Annotated in this window: 17 protein-coding genes; all 17 read right to left on the bottom strand. The window is 57.2% G+C overall.

The features are described 5' to 3' along the window. The gene (locus RS887_RS29005) at positions 1 to 777 is read right to left on the bottom strand and encodes a DeoR family transcriptional regulator (RefSeq protein WP_322618078.1); all 777 of its coding nucleotides are present in this window, start codon (positions 775 to 777) and stop codon (positions 1 to 3) included. A 218-nt stretch (positions 778 to 995) separates the two neighbouring features. After that, positions 996 to 2,363 (bottom strand): bifunctional UDP-N-acetylglucosamine diphosphorylase/glucosamine-1-phosphate N-acetyltransferase GlmU, encoded by a 1,368-nt coding sequence (gene glmU / locus RS887_RS29000; protein WP_322618077.1) that lies wholly within the window; start codon positions 2,361 to 2,363, stop codon positions 996 to 998. Positions 2,364 to 2,476: 113 nt separating this feature from the next. After that, complete coding sequence (locus tag RS887_RS28995; protein ID WP_007985046.1) at positions 2,477 to 2,902, bottom strand: F0F1 ATP synthase subunit epsilon; 426 nt, start codon at positions 2,900 to 2,902, stop codon at positions 2,477 to 2,479. A gap of 45 nt (positions 2,903 to 2,947) precedes the next feature. Continuing rightward, positions 2,948 to 4,324: a F0F1 ATP synthase subunit beta gene (gene atpD, locus RS887_RS28990; protein ID WP_008018365.1), complete on the bottom strand. Its 1,377-nt coding sequence runs from the start codon at positions 4,322 to 4,324 to the stop codon at positions 2,948 to 2,950. A 27-nt stretch (positions 4,325 to 4,351) separates the two neighbouring features. After that, positions 4,352 to 5,212, bottom strand: a complete 861-nt coding sequence (atpG, locus tag RS887_RS28985; RefSeq protein WP_007934344.1) for a F0F1 ATP synthase subunit gamma — start codon at positions 5,210 to 5,212, stop codon at positions 4,352 to 4,354. 50 nt (positions 5,213 to 5,262) lie between these two features. Then, positions 5,263 to 6,807, bottom strand: coding sequence for a F0F1 ATP synthase subunit alpha (gene atpA, locus RS887_RS28980; protein ID WP_111283167.1), 1,545 nt, complete (start codon positions 6,805 to 6,807; stop codon positions 5,263 to 5,265). 21 nt (positions 6,808 to 6,828) lie between these two features. Next, the gene (locus RS887_RS28975; RefSeq protein WP_008018367.1) at positions 6,829 to 7,365 is read right to left on the bottom strand and encodes a F0F1 ATP synthase subunit delta; all 537 of its coding nucleotides are present in this window, start codon (positions 7,363 to 7,365) and stop codon (positions 6,829 to 6,831) included. A gap of 12 nt (positions 7,366 to 7,377) precedes the next feature. Then, positions 7,378 to 7,848, bottom strand: coding sequence for a F0F1 ATP synthase subunit B (locus tag RS887_RS28970; protein ID WP_007969903.1), 471 nt, complete (start codon positions 7,846 to 7,848; stop codon positions 7,378 to 7,380). A 58-nt stretch (positions 7,849 to 7,906) separates the two neighbouring features. Further along, complete coding sequence (gene atpE, locus RS887_RS28965; RefSeq protein WP_003097235.1) at positions 7,907 to 8,164, bottom strand: F0F1 ATP synthase subunit C; 258 nt, start codon at positions 8,162 to 8,164, stop codon at positions 7,907 to 7,909. A gap of 134 nt (positions 8,165 to 8,298) precedes the next feature. Further along, positions 8,299 to 9,168, bottom strand: coding sequence for a F0F1 ATP synthase subunit A (gene atpB, locus RS887_RS28960; RefSeq protein ID WP_111283171.1), 870 nt, complete (start codon positions 9,166 to 9,168; stop codon positions 8,299 to 8,301). A 16-nt stretch (positions 9,169 to 9,184) separates the two neighbouring features. Next, entirely contained in the window at positions 9,185 to 9,592 is a 408-nt protein-coding gene (locus RS887_RS28955; protein ID WP_007985054.1) for a F0F1 ATP synthase subunit I, read from the bottom strand. Between the two features lie 148 nt (positions 9,593 to 9,740). Beyond that, the gene (locus tag RS887_RS28950; RefSeq protein ID WP_008018370.1) at positions 9,741 to 10,613 is read right to left on the bottom strand and encodes a ParB/RepB/Spo0J family partition protein; all 873 of its coding nucleotides are present in this window, start codon (positions 10,611 to 10,613) and stop codon (positions 9,741 to 9,743) included. A 9-nt stretch (positions 10,614 to 10,622) separates the two neighbouring features. After that, positions 10,623 to 11,420, bottom strand: coding sequence for a ParA family protein (locus RS887_RS28945; protein ID WP_007969897.1), 798 nt, complete (start codon positions 11,418 to 11,420; stop codon positions 10,623 to 10,625). An 18-nt stretch (positions 11,421 to 11,438) separates the two neighbouring features. Continuing rightward, positions 11,439 to 12,083: a 16S rRNA (guanine(527)-N(7))-methyltransferase RsmG gene (gene rsmG, locus RS887_RS28940; RefSeq protein ID WP_322618076.1), complete on the bottom strand. Its 645-nt coding sequence runs from the start codon at positions 12,081 to 12,083 to the stop codon at positions 11,439 to 11,441. Beyond that, positions 12,080 to 13,978, bottom strand: coding sequence for a tRNA uridine-5-carboxymethylaminomethyl(34) synthesis enzyme MnmG (gene mnmG / locus RS887_RS28935; protein ID WP_322618075.1), 1,899 nt, complete (start codon positions 13,976 to 13,978; stop codon positions 12,080 to 12,082). The genes rsmG and mnmG overlap by 4 nt, the downstream gene beginning before the upstream one ends. A gap of 551 nt (positions 13,979 to 14,529) precedes the next feature. Continuing rightward, positions 14,530 to 15,900: a tRNA uridine-5-carboxymethylaminomethyl(34) synthesis GTPase MnmE gene (mnmE, locus tag RS887_RS28930; RefSeq protein WP_322618074.1), complete on the bottom strand. Its 1,371-nt coding sequence runs from the start codon at positions 15,898 to 15,900 to the stop codon at positions 14,530 to 14,532. A 79-nt stretch (positions 15,901 to 15,979) separates the two neighbouring features. Next, entirely contained in the window at positions 15,980 to 17,659 is a 1,680-nt protein-coding gene (gene yidC, locus RS887_RS28925) for a membrane protein insertase YidC (protein ID WP_322618073.1), read from the bottom strand. Between the last annotated feature and the right edge of the window lie 2 nt (positions 17,660 to 17,661).

Here is a 17,661-nt window from a genome sequence, read left to right as displayed (position 1 = left end):
CTATTTCTCCTGACTGACAGCCGCGCAAATCAAAGTGATGCCGCGGGCCTGAATCTGATCGCGAGCCTCAAGTGGCAGGCGCTCATCCGTAATAAGGGTATGGACACTGCTCCAGGGCAGCTCCAGGTTTGGAATCTTGCGGCCGATCTTGTCGGCCTCCACCATCACGACCACTTCGCGGGCAACTTCGGCCATGACCCGGCTCAGCCCGAGCAGTTCGTTGAAGGTGGTTGTACCGCGAACCAGATCGATGCCATCGGCGCCGATAAACAGCTGGTCGAAATCGTAGGAGCGTAGTACCTGCTCGGCAACCTGCCCCTGAAAGGACTCGGAATGCGGGTCCCAGGTGCCACCGGTCATCAACAGCACCGGTTCATGCTCAAGTTCGCTCAGGGCATTGGCGACGTGCAGCGAGTTGGTCATCACCACCAGACCAGGTTGCAGTCCGAGTTCCGGGATCATCGAAGCGGTGGTACTGCCACTGTCGATAATGATGCGCGCATGCTCGCGAATCCGCGCGACGGCGGCACGGGCGATGGCTTGTTTGTACTTGGATACCGGCTGACCCAGGTCGGCCACCAGTTCCTGAGGCATGGTGATCGCGCCGCCGTAACGACGCAGCAACAGGCCATTGCTTTCAAGTGCCGCCAGATCCTTGCGGATCGTAACTTCCGACGTTTCGAAGCGCTTGGCCAACTCATCCACACTGACTTCGCCCTGCTGATTGAGCAAGGCGAGGATGTTGTGACGACGCTGAGGTGTGTTGCGCTTCGACATGAGCTGGTAAGTTTCGTTTCGAAAGATAGCGGAAGCAATCAAAACCTATCAGCGAAACTTCGTCAAGCGCCATGCGATAAAAAGAGCTGTGGATAACCCTTTGTAGGAGCGAGCTTGCTCGCGAGAAATATGAGAGCGACGCATTTTTCCAGAAAGAATGCGTCATCGTTCACGTCCATCGCGAGCAAGCTCGCTCCTACAGGGGAGTTGTGGATAACTCAGCCCTTCTTGATTTTCTCCGGCCGCTTCCAGCCATCGATGTTCTTCTGACGAGCACGCCCAATCGCCAACTGGGATTTATCCACAGTCGAGGTAATGGTCGAACCGGCCGCCGTGGTCGCACCGGACAGGATATCCACAGGCGCTACCAACGAGTTGTTGGAACCAATGAACACATCTTCGCCCAACACGGTTTTCCACTTGTTGGCGCCGTCGTAGTTGCAGGTGATGGTGCCGGCACCGATGTTGGTGCGCGCGCCCACTTCGGCATCGCCCAGGTAAGTCAGGTGACCCGCCTTGGCGCCTTCGCCCAGGTGGGCGTTTTTCAGCTCGACGAAGTTACCCACATGCGCGCGGGCTTCCAGCACAGTGCCTGGACGCAGACGGGCGAACGGGCCAGCATCGCTGCCTTCACCCAGAATGGCACCTTCGATATGGCTGTTGGCCTTGATGACCACGCCTTTACGCAGGGTGCTGTCCTTGATCACGCAGTTCGGGCCGATCACCACGTCATCCTCAATGACGACCTTGCCTTCGAGAATCACGTTGATGTCGATGAGTACGTCGCGCCCGACCGTGACTTCACCACGAATGTCGAAACGAGCCGGGTCGCGCAGCGTCACACCTTGAGCCATCAAACGACGACCGGCGCGCAATTGATAATGCCGCTCCAGTTCGGAAAGCTGCTTGCGGTCGTTGGCGCCCTGCACTTCCATGGCATCGTGCGGTTGCTCGGTGGCCACCACCAGACCATCGCTCACTGCCATGGCAATGATGTCGGTCAGGTAGTACTCGCCCTGGGCGTTGTTGTTGGAGAGACGGCTCATCCAGTCGCCAAGACGGGCAAAAGGCAGCGCCAGAATGCCGGTATTGCCTTCGGTGATCTGGCGTTCGGCGTCATTGGCATCTTTCTGTTCGACGATGGCCGCAACCTTGCCAGCGGCATCGCGAACAATACGGCCGTAACCGGTCGGGTCATCCAGTTCCACGGTCAGCAAGCCCAACTGCTCCGGCCCCACCTGCTTGAGCAGGCGCTGCAGGGTTTCGACTTCGATCAACGGCACATCGCCGTAGAGCACCAGCACGGTGTCGGACTGAATGAACGGCACTGCTTGAGCAACGGCGTGACCGGTACCCAGCTGTTTATCCTGCAGGACGAAGTTCAGGTCATCCGCCGCCAGGCGTTCGCGTACGGCATCGGCACCATGACCGATCACCACGTGAATGCGCTGTGGATCAAGTTGCCGGGCGCTGTGGATAACATGACCGAGCATGGAGTTGCCGGCAATCGGGTGCAAAACTTTCGGCAAAGCAGAACGCATACGCGTGCCTTGGCCAGCAGCGAGAATAACGATTTCGAGAGACATGACTGGCTACCAATCCTGGGTGGTCAGCGGCTGCGACCGGGTTGTAAAAATCGGAAAAGAAAAAAGGGTAGCCGAGGCTACCCTTTTTAATCAATCACACAACAAGTGCAGCCTTAATGGCCGAACTTCTTGCGGATCTGCTGGACGGTGCGCAGCTGGGCTGCAGCCTCGGCCAGACGTGCGGCAGCAGAACCGTAATCGAATTCCGCGCCTCGCTCATGCAGGGCTTTCTCGGCAGCCTTAACGGCTTCCAAAGCTGCGGCTTCATCCAGGTCGGCAGCACGTTGCACGGTGTCGGCAAGAACCTTGACCATGTTCGGCTGAACCTCGAGGAAACCACCGGAGATGTAATACACCTCCTCTTCCCCGCCCTGCTTGACCAGGCGGATCGGACCTGGCTTCAGATTAGTGATCAGCGGCGCGTGACCCAGGGCGATACCAAGATCACCCAGTGCACCGTGCGCAATCACCATCTCGACCAGACCGGAAAAGATTTCTCCTTCCGCGCTGACGATATCGCAATGGACTGTCATAGCCATCTGATTGCCTCAACCTAAATTAGCGCCCGTTGCCGGGCGCCGGGATTACAGTTTCTTGGCTTTCTCGATCGCTTCTTCGATGCCGCCAACCATGTAGAACGCTTGTTCTGGCAGGTGGTCGTAGTCACCGTTGAGGATGCCTTTGAAGCCAGCAATGGTGTCTTTCAGGGAAACGTATTTACCCGATGCACCGGTGAAGACTTCAGCCACGAAGAACGGCTGCGACAAGAAACGCTGGATCTTACGAGCGCGGTTTACCAACTGCTTGTCGGCTTCCGACAGCTCGTCCATACCCAGGATCGCAATGATGTCCTTCAGTTCTTTGTAACGCTGCAGCACGTACTGAACACCGCGAGCGGTTTCGTAGTGGTCGTTGCCGATCACGTTCGGGTCCAGCTGACGCGAAGTCGAGTCCAGTGGGTCTACCGCCGGGTAAATACCCAGGGAAGCGATGTCACGGGACAGAACGACGGTGGCGTCCAGGTGAGCAAACGTGGTTGCTGGCGACGGGTCGGTCAAGTCGTCCGCTGGTACGTATACCGCCTGGATCGAAGTAATCGAACCTTGCTTGGTCGAAGTGATGCGCTCTTGCAGTACGCCCATCTCTTCAGCCAGGGTCGGCTGGTAACCTACTGCCGAAGGCATACGGCCCAGCAGTGCGGATACTTCAGTACCGGCCAGGGTGTAACGATAGATGTTGTCGACGAACAGCAGAACGTCGTTACCTTCGTCACGGAACTTCTCGGCCATGGTCAGGCCGGTCAGGGCTACGCGCAGACGGTTTCCCGGCGGCTCGTTCATCTGACCGTAAACCAGTGCCACTTTGTCCAGAACGTTGGAGTCCTTCATCTCGTGGTAGAAGTCGTTACCCTCACGAGTACGCTCACCCACACCGGCGAACACGGAATAACCGCTGTGCTCGATGGCGATGTTACGGATCAGTTCCATCATGTTTACGGTCTTGCCTACACCGGCACCACCGAACAGACCGACTTTACCGCCCTTGGCGAACGGGCAAACCAGGTCGATAACCTTGATGCCTGTTTCCAGCAGGTCGTTGCCGCCCGCTTGTTCAGCGAAGGATGGCGCAGGACGGTGAATGCCCCAGCGCTCTTCGGTGTCGATCGGACCAGCTTCGTCAATCGGGTTGCCCAGTACGTCCATGATCCGGCCCAGGGTCGCTTTACCGACTGGTACGGAAATGGCAGCGCCAGAGTCGACAACGTCCAGACCGCGCTTCAAGCCTTCGGTGGAACCCATCGCAATGGTACGAACTACGCCGTCGCCCAGCTGTTGCTGAACTTCCAGGGTAGTGTCCGCGCCTTGTACTTTCAGCGCGTTGTAGATGCTCGGTACGCTGTCGCGTGGAAATTCCACGTCGATAACGGCGCCGATGATTTGAACGATACGTCCGCTACTCATAGCTGGATCCTCTGAATATTTGAACCGTTAAACCGCGGCAGCGCCGCCGACGATTTCCGAGATCTCTTGGGTGATCGCAGCCTGACGCGCCTTGTTGTAGACCAGCTGCAAATCGCTGATCAAATCACCGGCGTTGTCGGTAGCGTTCTTCATCGCGATCATCCGCGCAGCTTGTTCAGCCGCGTTGTTCTCGACCACCGCCTGGTAGACCTGCGACTCCACGTAACGGACCATCAAGCCGTCGAGCAGCTCCTTGGCATCCGGTTCGTAGAGATAGTCCCAGTGGTGCTTGAGTTCTTGATCCGGGGTTGCCACCAGTGGAATCAACTGCTCCACGGTAGGCTGTTGTGTCATGGTGTTGATGAACTTGTTGGACACCACGGACAGGCGGTCAATACGGCCGTCCAGGTAGGCATCCAGCATCACCTTGACGCTGCCGATCAGATCATTGATCGACGGCTCTTCACCCAGGTGGCTGATAGCTGCAACGACGTTACCGCCGAAGTTGCGGAAGAAAGCCGCACCCTTGCTACCAACTACACACAGATCGATCTCGACGCCGTTTTCGCGGTTTACCGCCATGTCCTTGACCAAAGCCTTGAACAGGTTGGTGTTCAAGCCACCACACAGACCACGGTCACTGCTCACTACGACATAACCGACGCGCTTTACTTCACGGTCGATCATGAACGGGTGGCGATATTCCGGGTTAGCGTTGGCCAGATGGCCAATAACCTGGCGGATGCGCTCCGCATAAGGACGGCTAGCAGCCATGCGCATTTGTGCCTTGCGCATTTTGCTGACCGCCACTTTTTCCATGGCGCTGGTAATCTTTTGCGTGCTTTTGATGCTCGCAATCTTACTGCGAATCTCTTTTGCGCCTGCCATGTAACACCTATCAGGTTAGCAAGCGGGAGCCGCTAGGCTCCCGCTGCGGCTTACCAGGTTTGGGTGGCCTTGAACTTCTCGATACCGGCTTTCAGGCCGCCATCGATTTCGTCATTGAAGTCACCCTTCACGTTGATCTTCGCCATCAATTCGGCGTGATCGCGGTTGAAGTAAGCAATCAGCGCTTGCTCGAAGCTGCCGACTTTGGTGATTTCAACGTCAGTCAGGAACCCACGCTCAGCGGCATACAGCGACAGCGACATGTCGGCGATCGACATAGGCGCGTATTGCTTCTGCTTCATCAGCTCGGTAACGCGCTGACCATGCTCAAGTTGCTTACGGGTCGCTTCGTCCAGGTCAGAAGCGAACTGGGCGAATGCCGCCAGTTCACGGTACTGAGCCAGAGCGGTACGGATACCACCGGACAGCTTCTTGATGATCTTGGTCTGAGCGGCACCACCCACACGGGATACCGAAACACCGGCGTTCACTGCAGGACGGATGCCCGAGTTGAACATGGCCGATTCCAGGAAGATCTGACCGTCGGTGATGGAAATCACGTTGGTCGGAACGAACGCGGAAACGTCGCCAGCCTGGGTTTCGATGATCGGCAGTGCGGTCAGGGAACCGGTTTTGCCGGTCACTGCGCCGTTGGTGAACTTCTCTACGTACTCTTCCGAAACGCGGGATGCGCGCTCCAGCAGACGGGAGTGGAGATAGAACACGTCGCCTGGGTAAGCTTCACGGCCTGGTGGACGGCGCAGCAGCAGGGAGATCTGGCGGTAAGCCACTGCTTGCTTGGACAGATCGTCATAAACGATCAACGCGTCTTCACCGCGGTCGCGGAAGAATTCACCCATGGTGCAACCGGCGTACGGTGCCAGGTATTGCAGCGCAGGAGATTCCGAAGCACTGGCAGCCACGATGATCGTGTTCTTCAGTGCGCCGTTTTCTTCCAGCTTGCGAACCACGTTGGCGATGGTCGATTGCTTCTGACCGATGGCTACGTAGACGCAGAAAATGCCGCTGTCTTTCTGGTTGATGATCGCGTCGATCGCCAGAGCGGTTTTACCGATCTGACGGTCACCGATGATCAGCTCACGCTGGCCACGGCCGACAGGGATCATGGCATCGACAGCCTTGTAGCCAGTCTGTACAGGCTGGTCTACCGACTTACGCCAGATCACGCCTGGAGCAACTTTCTCGACCGCGTCGGTCTGGGTGTTGTTCAGCGGACCTTTGCCGTCAACCGGATTACCCAGTGCATCGACTACGCGACCCAGCAGTTCCTTACCAACCGGAACTTCCAGGATACGGCCGGTGCACTTGGCGCTCATGCCTTCAGCCAGAGACTGGTATGCGCCCAAAATAACGGCACCTACGGAGTCTTGCTCCAGGTTGAGGGCCATACCGTAGACGCCGCCCGGAAACTCGATCATCTCGCCGGACATAACATCGGCCAGACCGTGAATCCGCACGATGCCGTCAGATACGCTGACGACAGTGCCTTCGTTACGGGCTTGGGAGGTCACATCGAGCTTGTCGATGCGGCCCTTGATAATTTCACTTATTTCGGAAGGATTGAGTTGCTGCATTGCTCTGCTGCCCCTTCAAACTCAAGATTTCAATGCTTCGGCAAGTTTCGCGATTTTGCCGCGAATCGAGCCATCGATAACCAGGTCGCCGGCGCGGATGACAACACCCCCAATAAGGGATGAATCTTCCTCGACTTGCAGGCGCACTTCCCGGTTGAGTCGTGCACTGAGAACCTTGGCGAGTTTGTCTTGCTGTTCTTGGTTCAATGCGAAAGCACTGGTCACTTCTACGTCTACCGATTTCTCTTGCTCGGCCTTGTACAGGTCGAACAGAGCGGCGATCTCCGGCAGAAGCAGGAGGCGCTCGTTTTCGGCAACAACGTGGATGAAATTCTGTGCCTTGGCATCGAACTTGTCGCCGCACACGTCAATGAACGTGGCGGCCTTTTCTGCGCTCGTCAGTCGCGGGGCCTTGAGCACGCTCTGCATGGTGTCGTCTTCCGACACCGCTGCAGCCAGGCCGAGCATGGCTGACCAATTGGCCAGTTGCTGGTGGGCCTGAGCGTGCTCGAAGGCCGCCTTAGCGTAAGGTCGGGCCAACGTGGTCAGTTCTGCCATGATCGCCCTCGCTTAGATTTCAGCAGCCAGTTGGTTAACCAGCTCTGCGTGCGCGTTTTGATCGATTGCCTTGCCCAGGATCTTCGAAGCACCGCCAACGGCCAGGCTACCCACTTGGGCGCGCAGCGCGTCTTTGACGCTGTTCAGTTCCTGTTCGATCTCGGCCTGAGCCTGAGCCTTCACACGGTCAGCTTCGACGCGAGCCTGTTCACGGGCTTCGTCGACAATCTGGGTACCGCGTTTCTTGGCTTGCTCGATGATTTCAGCTGCCTGAGCTTTCGCTTCGCGCAGTTGCTGACCCGCTTTCTCTTGGGCCAACTCCAGGTCGCGAGCTGCTCGGCTGGCAGCGTCCAGACCATCAGCGATCTTCTTTTGACGTTCGTGCAGTGCCGTGATGACCGGAGGCCATACGAACTTCATGCAGAACAGTACAAAAATCAGGAACGCAACGGACTGGCCAATCAGGGTCGCATTAATGTTCACGCCAACACCTCGCAGTTACGTTGTCCATCACACCAAATTACCCGGAAGATCCGAGTAATTAGCCAGCGATTTGACCAACGAACGGGTTCGCAAAGGTGAAGAACAGAGCGATACCAACACCGATCATGGTTACGGCGTCGAGCAGACCGGCAACGATGAACATTTTAACTTGCAGCATTGGAACCATTTCTGGCTGACGCGCTGCGCCTTCCAGGAACTTGCCGCCCAGCAGGCCGAAACCAATTGCGGTACCCAGTGCGCCCAGGCCGATCAACAGTGCAACAGCGATAGCGGTTAGACCAACTACAGTTTCCATCTTTCCTCCCGACTTTTACGTCGTATGGTTTAGGTTTTTTTAATTTAAAGCGGTAAAACAAATCGTTTCAGAGGCCCCGTTAAGAGCCCCCTCCCGTTTAACGGGGAGGGACATCAGACTAGTCGAAACTGGTCTTAATGGTTTTCTTCGTGCGCCATCGACAGGTAGACGATGGTCAGCATCATGAAGATGAACGCCTGCAGGGTGATGATCAGGATGTGGAACACTGCCCACGCCCACTGCAGAACGACGCCCAGGCCGCTGAGCCAGAGCAGACCGCTGCCGAACATCACAGCAATCAGAATGAACACCAGCTCGCCGGCATACATGTTGCCGAACAGACGCAGAGCCAGGGAGATCGGCTTGGCGATCAGGGTCACGAATTCCAGCAGGAAGTTCACCGGGATCAGCAGGGCTTGAACAAAGATGTTCTTGCTGCCGAACGGGTGCAGGGTCAGCTCGCCGATGAAGCCGCCGAGGCCCTTGATCTTGATGCTGTAGAAAATGATCAGCGCGAACACCGTGAAGGCCATGGCCAGAGTAGCGTTCGGGTCGGTGGTCGACACGGCGCGGAACGGGATGTGGTGGTCGCCGGAGATCAGGATGGCCAGCTGAGGAATCCAGTCGACCGGTACCAGGTCGACGGCGTTCATCAGGAACACCCAGACGAAGATGGTCAGTGCCAGCGGTGCAATCACCGGGCTACGGCCATGGAAGCTGTCTTTCACGCTGCCATCGACGAATTCGACCAAAACTTCAACGAAGTTCTGCAAAGCACCTGGCTGACCGGAAGTCGCCTTCTTTGCCGCCATGCGGAAAAGAAGAACGAAGATCAGACCCAATGCGACCGACCAGCCGAGAGTATCGACGTGGAAAGCCCAGAAGCCCATTTCCTTGGCTTCAGCTGCGGTGTGGGCAAAGCCCCAGCCGCCGGTAGGGTGCTGACCGAAGGTCAGGTTCTGCAAGTGGTGCTGGATATAGCCCGAAGCGGTTGTTTCTGCCATGGTTGCCTCAAACGCCCTAAGGTCTCGAAAGTCTTGTTCTCATCAGCAGGGGAGCGAACCAGCTGACCAGTTGGGTCAGCACGAAGACGCCGAATACAGCCAGCGGCGCCAATGGCTTCACACCTGCGAACGTCAATGCAAAAAGCACCGCCGTCAAAATCAGTTTGCCCGCCTCGCCGGCATAAAATGACCGGACGATGGCTTGAGCTGCCCGGGCGCCGGAAAACCGAAATGCCCTGTGAGCGAAATAAACATTGGGAAGCAAGGCTATCAGGCCTCCGCAAAGTCCCGAGTACCCGGCAACGACTCCATACCGTTGCCAGAGCGCCAAAGCGGCAATGAGCAGAACGACAAATTGAGCCATTAACACCGGAAAAACTGCCAGGCGATGGAACGGCAGGCGGTTTGGCGTGCGGGTTTCCATCACTTTTGCTCTCCAATGGCCGGCTGCCGAAATTCAATAACTTGGCATAATTTGTGCCGACAAAATGCGCGCAGAGTATAGGGGCGGTTCTGCCCCTATTCAACTGTCAGGTAGTGATTTCCGTCTGCACGCTACATGAGGAAATGTTTCAGCGAATATGTGCCAGTACGCCTTGAAGCTCATCCAGGGAGTTGTAACCAATCACCAACTGCCCTTTACCCTTCTTACCGTGGCGAATCTGCACCGCAGAGCCTAGGCGCTCGGCCAGGCGCTGTTCGAGACGGGCGATATCCGGGTCCGGTTTTACCGGTTCAACAGGCTCAGGTTTACCACTCAACCACTGGCGGACCAGTGCTTCAGTCTGGCGCACGGTCAGCCCGCGTGCGACAACATGTCGCGCCCCTTCAACCTGTTGATTGTCCGGCAAACCGAGCAAAGCACGGGCATGACCCATTTCCAGGTCGCCGTGGGACAGCATGGTCTTGATGACTTCCGGCAAGGAAATCAGGCGCAGCAGGTTGGCCACGGTCACCCGGGACTTGCCCACAGCCTCGGCCACCTGTTGCTGGGTCAGCTGGAACTCCTGCTGCAAACGCTGCAGGGCCACGGCTTCTTCAATCGGGTTCAGGTCTTCGCGCTGGATGTTCTCGATCAGCGCAATGGCGATCGCGGTTTCATCGGGTACATCGCGAACCATCGCCGGGATGGTTTCCTGCCCGGCTTGCTGGCTGGCGCGCCAGCGGCGTTCGCCGGCAATGATTTCAAAGCGGCCACCGCCAATCGGGCGCACCACGATCGGTTGCATCACGCCTTGCGCCTTGATCGACATCGCCAGCTCTTCCAGAGCTTGAGGATCCATATCACGACGCGGCTGATACTTGCCGCGCTGGAGCAGGTCCAGGGGAAGATGTTGCAGCTCACGCTGATCGGCTTGCGCCGCTTGTTCTTCCAGCGAGCTGACAGTCGGACCACTCAACAGAGCATCCAGTCCACGTCCGAGACCTCGTTTCTTGACGGCCATGGGGATTCCTTAAGTTGCCTGAGCAGCGGCGATGCGTGAGTTTTTGCGTTGACGACGAACCATTTCGCCCGCCAATGCCAGATAGGCAACGGCGCCTCGCGATGCCTTGTCGTACGCCAGCGCCGGCATGCCGTAGCTTGGTGCTTCGGCCAGACGGATGTTGCGCGGAATGACGGTGTCGTAGAGCTGTTCGCCGAAGTGTTCCTTGAGCTGCGCCGAGACATCGTTCATCAGGCTCAGGCGCGGGTCGTACATCGTACGCAACAGGCCTTCGACCTTGAGGTTCGGGTTCAGCAGTTCAGCGATACGCTTGATGTTATCCACAAGGTCGCTCAAGCCTTCGAGTGCGAAGTACTCGCACTGCATGGGGATAATTACCCCGTCGGCGGCAACCAGTGCATTGAGGGTCAGCATAGACAGCGACGGCGGGCAGTCGATCAGGATGTAATCGTAGTTTTCCCGGATCGGCGCCAGCGCGCTGCGCAGACGGCTTTCCTTCATCTGCATTTCCAGCAGCACCACTTCGGCCGCGGTGAGGTCGCGGTTGGCCGGCAACAACTGGTAACCACCGTGTTCAGAGAAGTGCATGGCCTGGGCCAGATCACATTCACCGATCAGCAGGTCGTAGACCGAGTTTTCCAGGCCATGTTTATCCACACCGCTACCCATGGTGGCGTTGCCCTGTGGATCAAGGTCGATCAACAGCACCCGGCGCTTGGTTGCGACCAGGGATGCTGCGAGGTTGATGCAGGTGGTGGTTTTACCCACGCCACCCTTTTGGTTCGCAATCGCGAATACCTTAGCCATTCTTGCTTGTGTTCCCAATCATGCCGTGCGGCGCAGTATCAGCAGATGGCGTTGGCCTTGGCAACCAGGTACGGCCAGGGCGTGTTCGCTATCGAGGTGGAAGTCTGCCGGCAATGCTACCAGCTCATCGGCCGGATGAACGCCCTTCATTGCCAGCCAGCGTGTTTCGCTATCGCCGAGGTGGCGAGTCCAGTTGCTGAAGTTTTCCATGCTGCTGAACGCACGGGAAATGATCCCGTTGAATGGCTGGGCAGGCTGGAACGCTTCGACGCGACTGTGGATAACTTGCAGGTTATCCAGTTTGAGTTCGAGTTTGACCTGAGTCAGAAAGCGGGTTTTCTTGCCGTTGCTGTCCAGGCAGCTCACTTGGGACTCTGGAAACAGGATGGCCAACGGGATGCCAGGCATGCCGCCGCCGCTGCCGACGTCGAGCCAGCGTCCGTTTTCGATGAATGACATCACGCTCAGACTGTCGAGCAAGTGACGGGAGACCATTTCGTCCGGATCACGCACGGCAGTGAGGTTGTAAGCCTTGTTCCATTTAATCAACAGGGCCAGATAACCCAGCAGTTGCGCGTGCTGGGTTTCTGTCAGCGTGACGCCAAGCTGGCGGGCACCTGTGGATAACTCTTCTGCGTGTTGCGAAGTGACCAACGAACTCAAGCGCTTTGCTCCAACTGACGGCCCGCGCCGCGTTTTTTCAAATGAATCATCAACAGTGAAATGGCTGCCGGTGTTACGCCCGGGATACGCGAGGCCTGGCCCAAAGTCTCCGGACGGGTCGCACCGAGCTTGCTCTGGATCTCTTTGGAGAGACCGGAAATATTCGTGTAATCGATATCCACAGGCAGTTTGGTGTCTTCGCTGGCGCGCAGGCGGGCGATTTCGTCCTGTTGACGATCGATGTAGCCGGCGTACTTGGTCTTGATTTCGACCTGTTCGGCGACTTGTGGATCTTCTGCCCCGCCGCCGGTCACGGCGATCAGACCAGCGTAGTCGATTTCCGGACGACTCAAGAGATTGAGCAGGTTGTATTCGTGAGTCAGCGGCGTGCCGAATTTTTCGGAAATCGCATCGCCCTGTTCAGTGCCCGGGCGTACCCAGGTGCTTTTCAGGCGCAGCTCTTCCAGTTCGATGCTTTCGCGTTTTTTGCAAAAAGCCGCCCAACGCACGTCATCCACCAGGCCCAGTTCGCGACCTTTTTCGGTCAAACGCAGGTCAGCGTTGTCTTCGCGCAGGATCAAGCGGTATTCGGCACGGGACGTGAACATCCGGTATGGCTCTTGGGTACCGAGGGTAATCAGGTCGTCGACCAACACGCCGATGTAGGCCTCGTCGCGACGCGGGCACCAGGCGTCTTTGCCTTGCGCACGCAGTGCAGCGTTGGTCCCGGCGAGCAAACCCTGGGCACCGGCTTCTTCGTAACCGGTGGTGCCGTTGATTTGCCCGGCGAAGAACAGGCCGCCGATGACTTTGGTTTCCAGGCTGTACTTCAGGTCACGCGGGTCGAAGTAGTCGTACTCGATGGCGTAGCCCGGACGCACGATGTGTGCGTTTTCCATGCCGCGGATCGATTGCACGATCTGCAGTTGCACGTCGAACGGCAGGGATGTGGATATCCCGTTCGGATACAGCTCGTTTGTCGTCAGGCCTTCCGGTTCGATGAAGACCTGGTGGCTTTCCTTGTCGGCAAAGCGATGGATCTTGTCTTCGATCGACGGGCAGTAACGCGGGCCGATGCCTTCGATCTCACCGGCAGCGGAATACATCGGCGAACGGTCGAGGTTCGCGGCAATGATTTCGTGGGTGCGCGCATTCGTGTGGGTAATCCAGCAACTGACCTGCTGTGGATGCTGTTCCTTGCTACCCATGAACGACATCACCGGGATCGGCGTATCACCCGGTTGTTCGGTCATCACCGAGAAATCCACAGACCGGCCGTCGATACGCGGCGGAGTACCGGTTTTCAAACGACCCACACGCAATGGCAGTTCACGCAGACGGTGGGCCAGCGCGATCGATGGTGGATCACCGGCGCGACCGCCGGAAAAATTCTGCAAACCGATGTGGATAAGTCCACCGAGGAACGTGCCGGTGGTCAACACCACGGAATCGGCGAAGAAACGCAGGCCCATCTGGGTGACAACACCACGGACTTGTTCCTGCTCGACAATCAGATCGTCCGCAGCCTGTTGAAATATCCACAGGTTCGGCTGGTTTTCCAGGATTTCGCGGACAGCAGCCTTGTACAGAACCCGGTCCGCCTGCGCGCGGGTTGCTCGCACAGCGGGACCTTTACGGCTGTTCAACACGCGAAACTGGATGCCGCCTTTATCGGTAGCCATGGCCATCGCGCCGCCGAGGGCATCGATTTCCTTGACCAGGTGGCTTTTGCCGATCCCGCCAATGGCCGGGTTGCAACTCATGGCACCGAGGGTTTCCACGTTATGCGTCAGCAACAGGGTTTTAACCCCCATACGTGCTGAGGCCAGTGCTGCCTCGGTACCGGCATGACCGCCGCCGATGACGATCACTTCAAAACGGGAAGGGAAATCCACCACGCACCTCGTGCCTGCTTAAGTAGGTAATTCAGGAATAGTTTGAGCTCAGGTTTTCGGACCTGGTCGACAAGTATAGGGACTTCGACCTTCCTAAAGAACCCTTTGCACAAAATTTAACCAGCTGTGGAAAAGTCGGAGTTATAGAAATTAAAAAAGAGAGAAATTTATTAAATCTTTGTTTTTATGTTTATTTCTATGCACATGCCATTCTGTGGATAGATCTATACAGCCCTTTGTTTTCAATATGTACAGAGATTCAAAACCCTGTGTTCAGGTGCCAATGAGGCCCTTGGATAACCGGTGTAAGCCTGTGGATGAAAGGGGTGGTTATCCACAGAGGCGGTTATGTTCAGTTTTCAGGCCCTGTTATCAACTGACCTTAGCGGCGGTTATTCACAGGGCTTAATCCACAGAAAAGCCCTGTTTACGCGAAATTCAGGTGCAGGAATTCCGCTCAAGCAGACAAAGTCCGCTCGGCACTGGAAGGTTTATTCAGAAAAGGAGAGAGCAGACAGGCGCGAATGGCCTGTCTGTGAACAACAGGAGGGCTACTTGCCGATACAGAAGCTGGAGAAAATTCGCCCCAACAGATCGTCCGAGCTGAAGGCGCCGGTGATTTCTCCCAGCGATTGTTGAGCCTGGCGCAAATCCTCGGCCAACAACTCGCCGGCACCGGCCAGGGTCAACTGAGCGCGACCATGTTCGAGAGCAGCGCTGGCATGGCCAAGCGCCTCCAGGTGTCGCCGGCGAGCACTGAAACTGCTTTCGGACGTTTGTTCGTAGCCCATGCAGGCCTTCAGGTGATCACGCAGCAGCTCCAGGCCGACTCCACCGGACTTGGCGCTCAGGCTGATGGTGACGTGGCCATCGTCGCTGACCTCGATGGCAATGGCTTCGCCCGTAAGGTCGGCCTTGTTGCGGATCAGGGTAACTTTCGCGGGATCGGGACGAATTTCGAGAAACTCCGGCCATAGTGCGAATGGATCGAGAGCTTCCGGTGCCGTCGCGTCGACCACCAGCAGCACCCGGTCCGCTTCGCCGATGGCTTTCAAGGCTCGCTCGACGCCGATTTTTTCCACATGGTCATCGGTATCGCGCAGACCGGCGGTATCCACCACATGCAGCGGCATGCCATCGATGTGGATATGTTCCCGAAGCACGTCCCGGGTGGTGCCGGCAATTTCGGTCACGATCGCCGCTTCACGCCCGGCCAGTGCATTGAGCAAGCTGGATTTACCGGCATTCGGACGACCGGCAATGACCACGGTCATACCGTCTCGCAGCAAGGCGCCCTGCCCGGCTTCGCGCATGACGGTGGATAACTCGTCGCGGACTTTGTCGAGCATGCTCAGGACGTGGCCATCGGCGAGGAAGTCGATTTCTTCTTCCGGGAAATCGATGGCCGCTTCGACATAGATTCGCAGGCCGATCAGTTGTTCGGTGAGGTTATGCACACGTGACGAGAAAGCACCCTGCAGGGAGCGCAACGCGTTTCGCGCAGCCTGTGCAGAACTGGCTTCAATCAGGTCGGCAATCGCCTCGGCCTGAGCGAGGTCCAGTTTGTCGTTGAGGAAGGCGCGCTCACTGAACTCCCCCGGTCGGGCGAGACGGCAACCCAGTTCCAGGCAGCGCTTGAGCAACATATCCAGAACGATCGGGCCGCCATGGCCCTGGAGTTCCAGCACATCTTCGCCGGTGAACGAGTTTGGCCCTGGAAAATACAGCGCGATGCCCTGGTCCAGCACCTCGTCGTTTTCACCGAGAAACGGGCCATAGTGGGCAAATCGCGGCTTGAGCTCGCGACCACTGAAAGCCTTGGCCGCAACGCTGGCCAACGGCCCGGAAATACGCACGATGCCTACACCGCCGCGACCTTGTGCGGTGGCGACGGCTGCGATGGTTTCACGAGGAACGCTCATAAACCGGTATCCAGACAAAAGTGACAGATAGCAAAACGCCCCACTAGGGGGCGTTTTGAGTGGTTATCCACAGTGTAAATCAGGCAGCTGCTTTGGTAGCCGCTTCGATCTTGCGTGTGATGTACCACTGTTGGGCGATCGACAGGCAGTTGTTCACTACCCAGTACAGCACCAGACCCGCCGGGAACCACAGGAAGAAGAAGGTGAAGATGATTGGCATCAGCTTCATGACCTTGGCCTGCATCGGATCCGGTGGAGTCGGGTTCAGCTGCTGCTGGATGAACATGGTTGCACCCATGATGATCGGCAGAATGAAGAACGGATCCTTGATCGACAGGTCAGTAATCCACAGCATGAACGGTGCCTGGCGCATCTCGACGCTTTCCAGCAGAACCCAGTACAGCGAGAGGAAAACCGGCATCTGCACGAGGATTGGCAAGCAACCACCCAGCGGATTGATCTTCTCTTTCTTGTACAGCTCCATCATGGATTGCGACATTTTCTGCCGGTCATCGCCATGTTGCTCTTTCAGCGCGGCCAGTTTCGGTGCCACTGCACGCATGCGCGCCATGGATTTGTAGCTGGCAGCCGACAGCGGGAAGAAGATCCCTTTGATCAGCATGGTCAGGAAGATGATCGACCAGCCCCAGTTACCCACAATGGCGTGAATGTGTTGCAGCAACCAGAAGATCGGCTGGGCGATGAACCACAGAATGCCGTAGTCGACCGTCAGTTCCAGGCCTGGGGACAACTCTTTCAGCACGGCCTGGCTTTTCGGACCGGCGTACAGAACAGCGCTGGTCTCGGCCTTGGCACCTGGCGCAACACTCATCGATGGGCCGGTGTAGCCGATAATGTAGTTGCCTTTGCTGTCTTTACGGGTCTGGACGACGTTGTTTTCGCCCTTGGCCGGAATCCATGCGGTCACGAAGTAGTGCTGCAACCAGGCAACCCAACCGCCAGTGACGGTTTCTTTGAGCGGTGCCTTGTCCATGTCCTTCATGGACACTTTCTTGTACGGCTCGGAACTTGTCCACAGGGCGGCGCCCAGGTAAGTCGCGGTGCCGGTAGCCGTGGTCGACGAAGGATCGGCGCTGGCGTCACGCTTCAACTGGGCAAACATCGCACCAGTCCATGGCTGGGCGCTCTGGTTGTCGATCAGGTAGGAAACGGTTACGTCGTACAGGCCGCGTTTCAGAGTGAAACGCTTGATGTAGTTGACGCCGTCCTTGCTGAACTTCAGGTCTACGACCAATTGGTCCTGACCGTCAGCCAGTTGATAAACCTTCTTCTCCGCAGAGTAAACCGGACGACCGGCCGGATTGGCATCCGGACCGTTGGTGCCGATCAGACCACTTTGCGCCAGATAAGTACGTTCGCCGCCGTTATCGAACAGCTGGAACGGAATTTCCGGGTGATCCTGACGACGCGGATACAGCGGCAGAGTCAGCTGGGCAACATCGCCACCTTGTGGGTCGACAGCCAGGTCCAGTACATCCGTTTTGATCTGGATGAGGTCCTTGCTCACAGCCACCGGTGTTTCGGCAGGTGCGCTGGTGTCGCTTGCAGCACGTGGAATGTCGTCACTGGCGGAAGCGTTGGAGCCAGATGCCGTATCCGGCAGGCCCGATGCAGTCGTATTGGTGGCAACATTCTGAGTCGGCAGGGCAGCCTGGCCATAGTCCTGGTTCCATTTAAGAACCATAACGTAGGACACGATTGCCAGGGCGACGATCAGGATCGTGCGTTTGATATCCATGA

It is taken from the genome of Pseudomonas sp. BIC9C (assembly GCF_034541995.1).
Taxonomy (GTDB): domain Bacteria; phylum Pseudomonadota; class Gammaproteobacteria; order Pseudomonadales; family Pseudomonadaceae; genus Aquipseudomonas; species Aquipseudomonas fluorescens_CC.
The sequence above is the reverse complement of the archived record's forward strand: the minus strand, read 5'-3'. Positions and strand labels throughout refer to the sequence as shown.

Excerpts from the sequence above, each read along its gene's own strand:
- RS887_RS29005 (WP_322618078.1), bottom strand. The coding sequence starts at position 777 with ATGTCGAAGCGCAACACACCTCAGCGTCGTCACAACATCCTCGCCTTG.
- glmU (WP_322618077.1), bottom strand. The coding sequence starts at position 2,363 with ATGTCTCTCGAAATCGTTATTCTCGCTGCTGGCCAAGGCACGCGTATG.
- RS887_RS28995 (WP_007985046.1), bottom strand. The coding sequence starts at position 2,902 with ATGGCTATGACAGTCCATTGCGATATCGTCAGCGCGGAAGGAGAAATC.
- atpD (WP_008018365.1), bottom strand. The coding sequence starts at position 4,324 with ATGAGTAGCGGACGTATCGTTCAAATCATCGGCGCCGTTATCGACGTG.
- atpG (WP_007934344.1), bottom strand. The coding sequence starts at position 5,212 with ATGGCAGGCGCAAAAGAGATTCGCAGTAAGATTGCGAGCATCAAAAGC.
- atpA (WP_111283167.1), bottom strand. The coding sequence starts at position 6,807 with ATGCAGCAACTCAATCCTTCCGAAATAAGTGAAATTATCAAGGGCCGC.
- RS887_RS28975 (WP_008018367.1), bottom strand. The coding sequence starts at position 7,365 with ATGGCAGAACTGACCACGTTGGCCCGACCTTACGCTAAGGCGGCCTTC.
- atpE (WP_003097235.1), bottom strand. The coding sequence starts at position 8,164 with ATGGAAACTGTAGTTGGTCTAACCGCTATCGCTGTTGCACTGTTGATC.
- atpB (WP_111283171.1), bottom strand. The coding sequence starts at position 9,168 with ATGGCAGAAACAACCGCTTCGGGCTATATCCAGCACCACTTGCAGAAC.
- RS887_RS28955 (WP_007985054.1), bottom strand. The coding sequence starts at position 9,592 with ATGGAAACCCGCACGCCAAACCGCCTGCCGTTCCATCGCCTGGCAGTT.
- RS887_RS28950 (WP_008018370.1), bottom strand. The coding sequence starts at position 10,613 with ATGGCCGTCAAGAAACGAGGTCTCGGACGTGGACTGGATGCTCTGTTG.
- RS887_RS28945 (WP_007969897.1), bottom strand. The coding sequence starts at position 11,420 with ATGGCTAAGGTATTCGCGATTGCGAACCAAAAGGGTGGCGTGGGTAAA.
- mnmE (WP_322618074.1), bottom strand. The coding sequence starts at position 15,900 with ATGAGCGTTCCTCGTGAAACCATCGCAGCCGTCGCCACCGCACAAGGT.
- yidC (WP_322618073.1), bottom strand. The coding sequence starts at position 17,659 with ATGGATATCAAACGCACGATCCTGATCGTCGCCCTGGCAATCGTGTCC.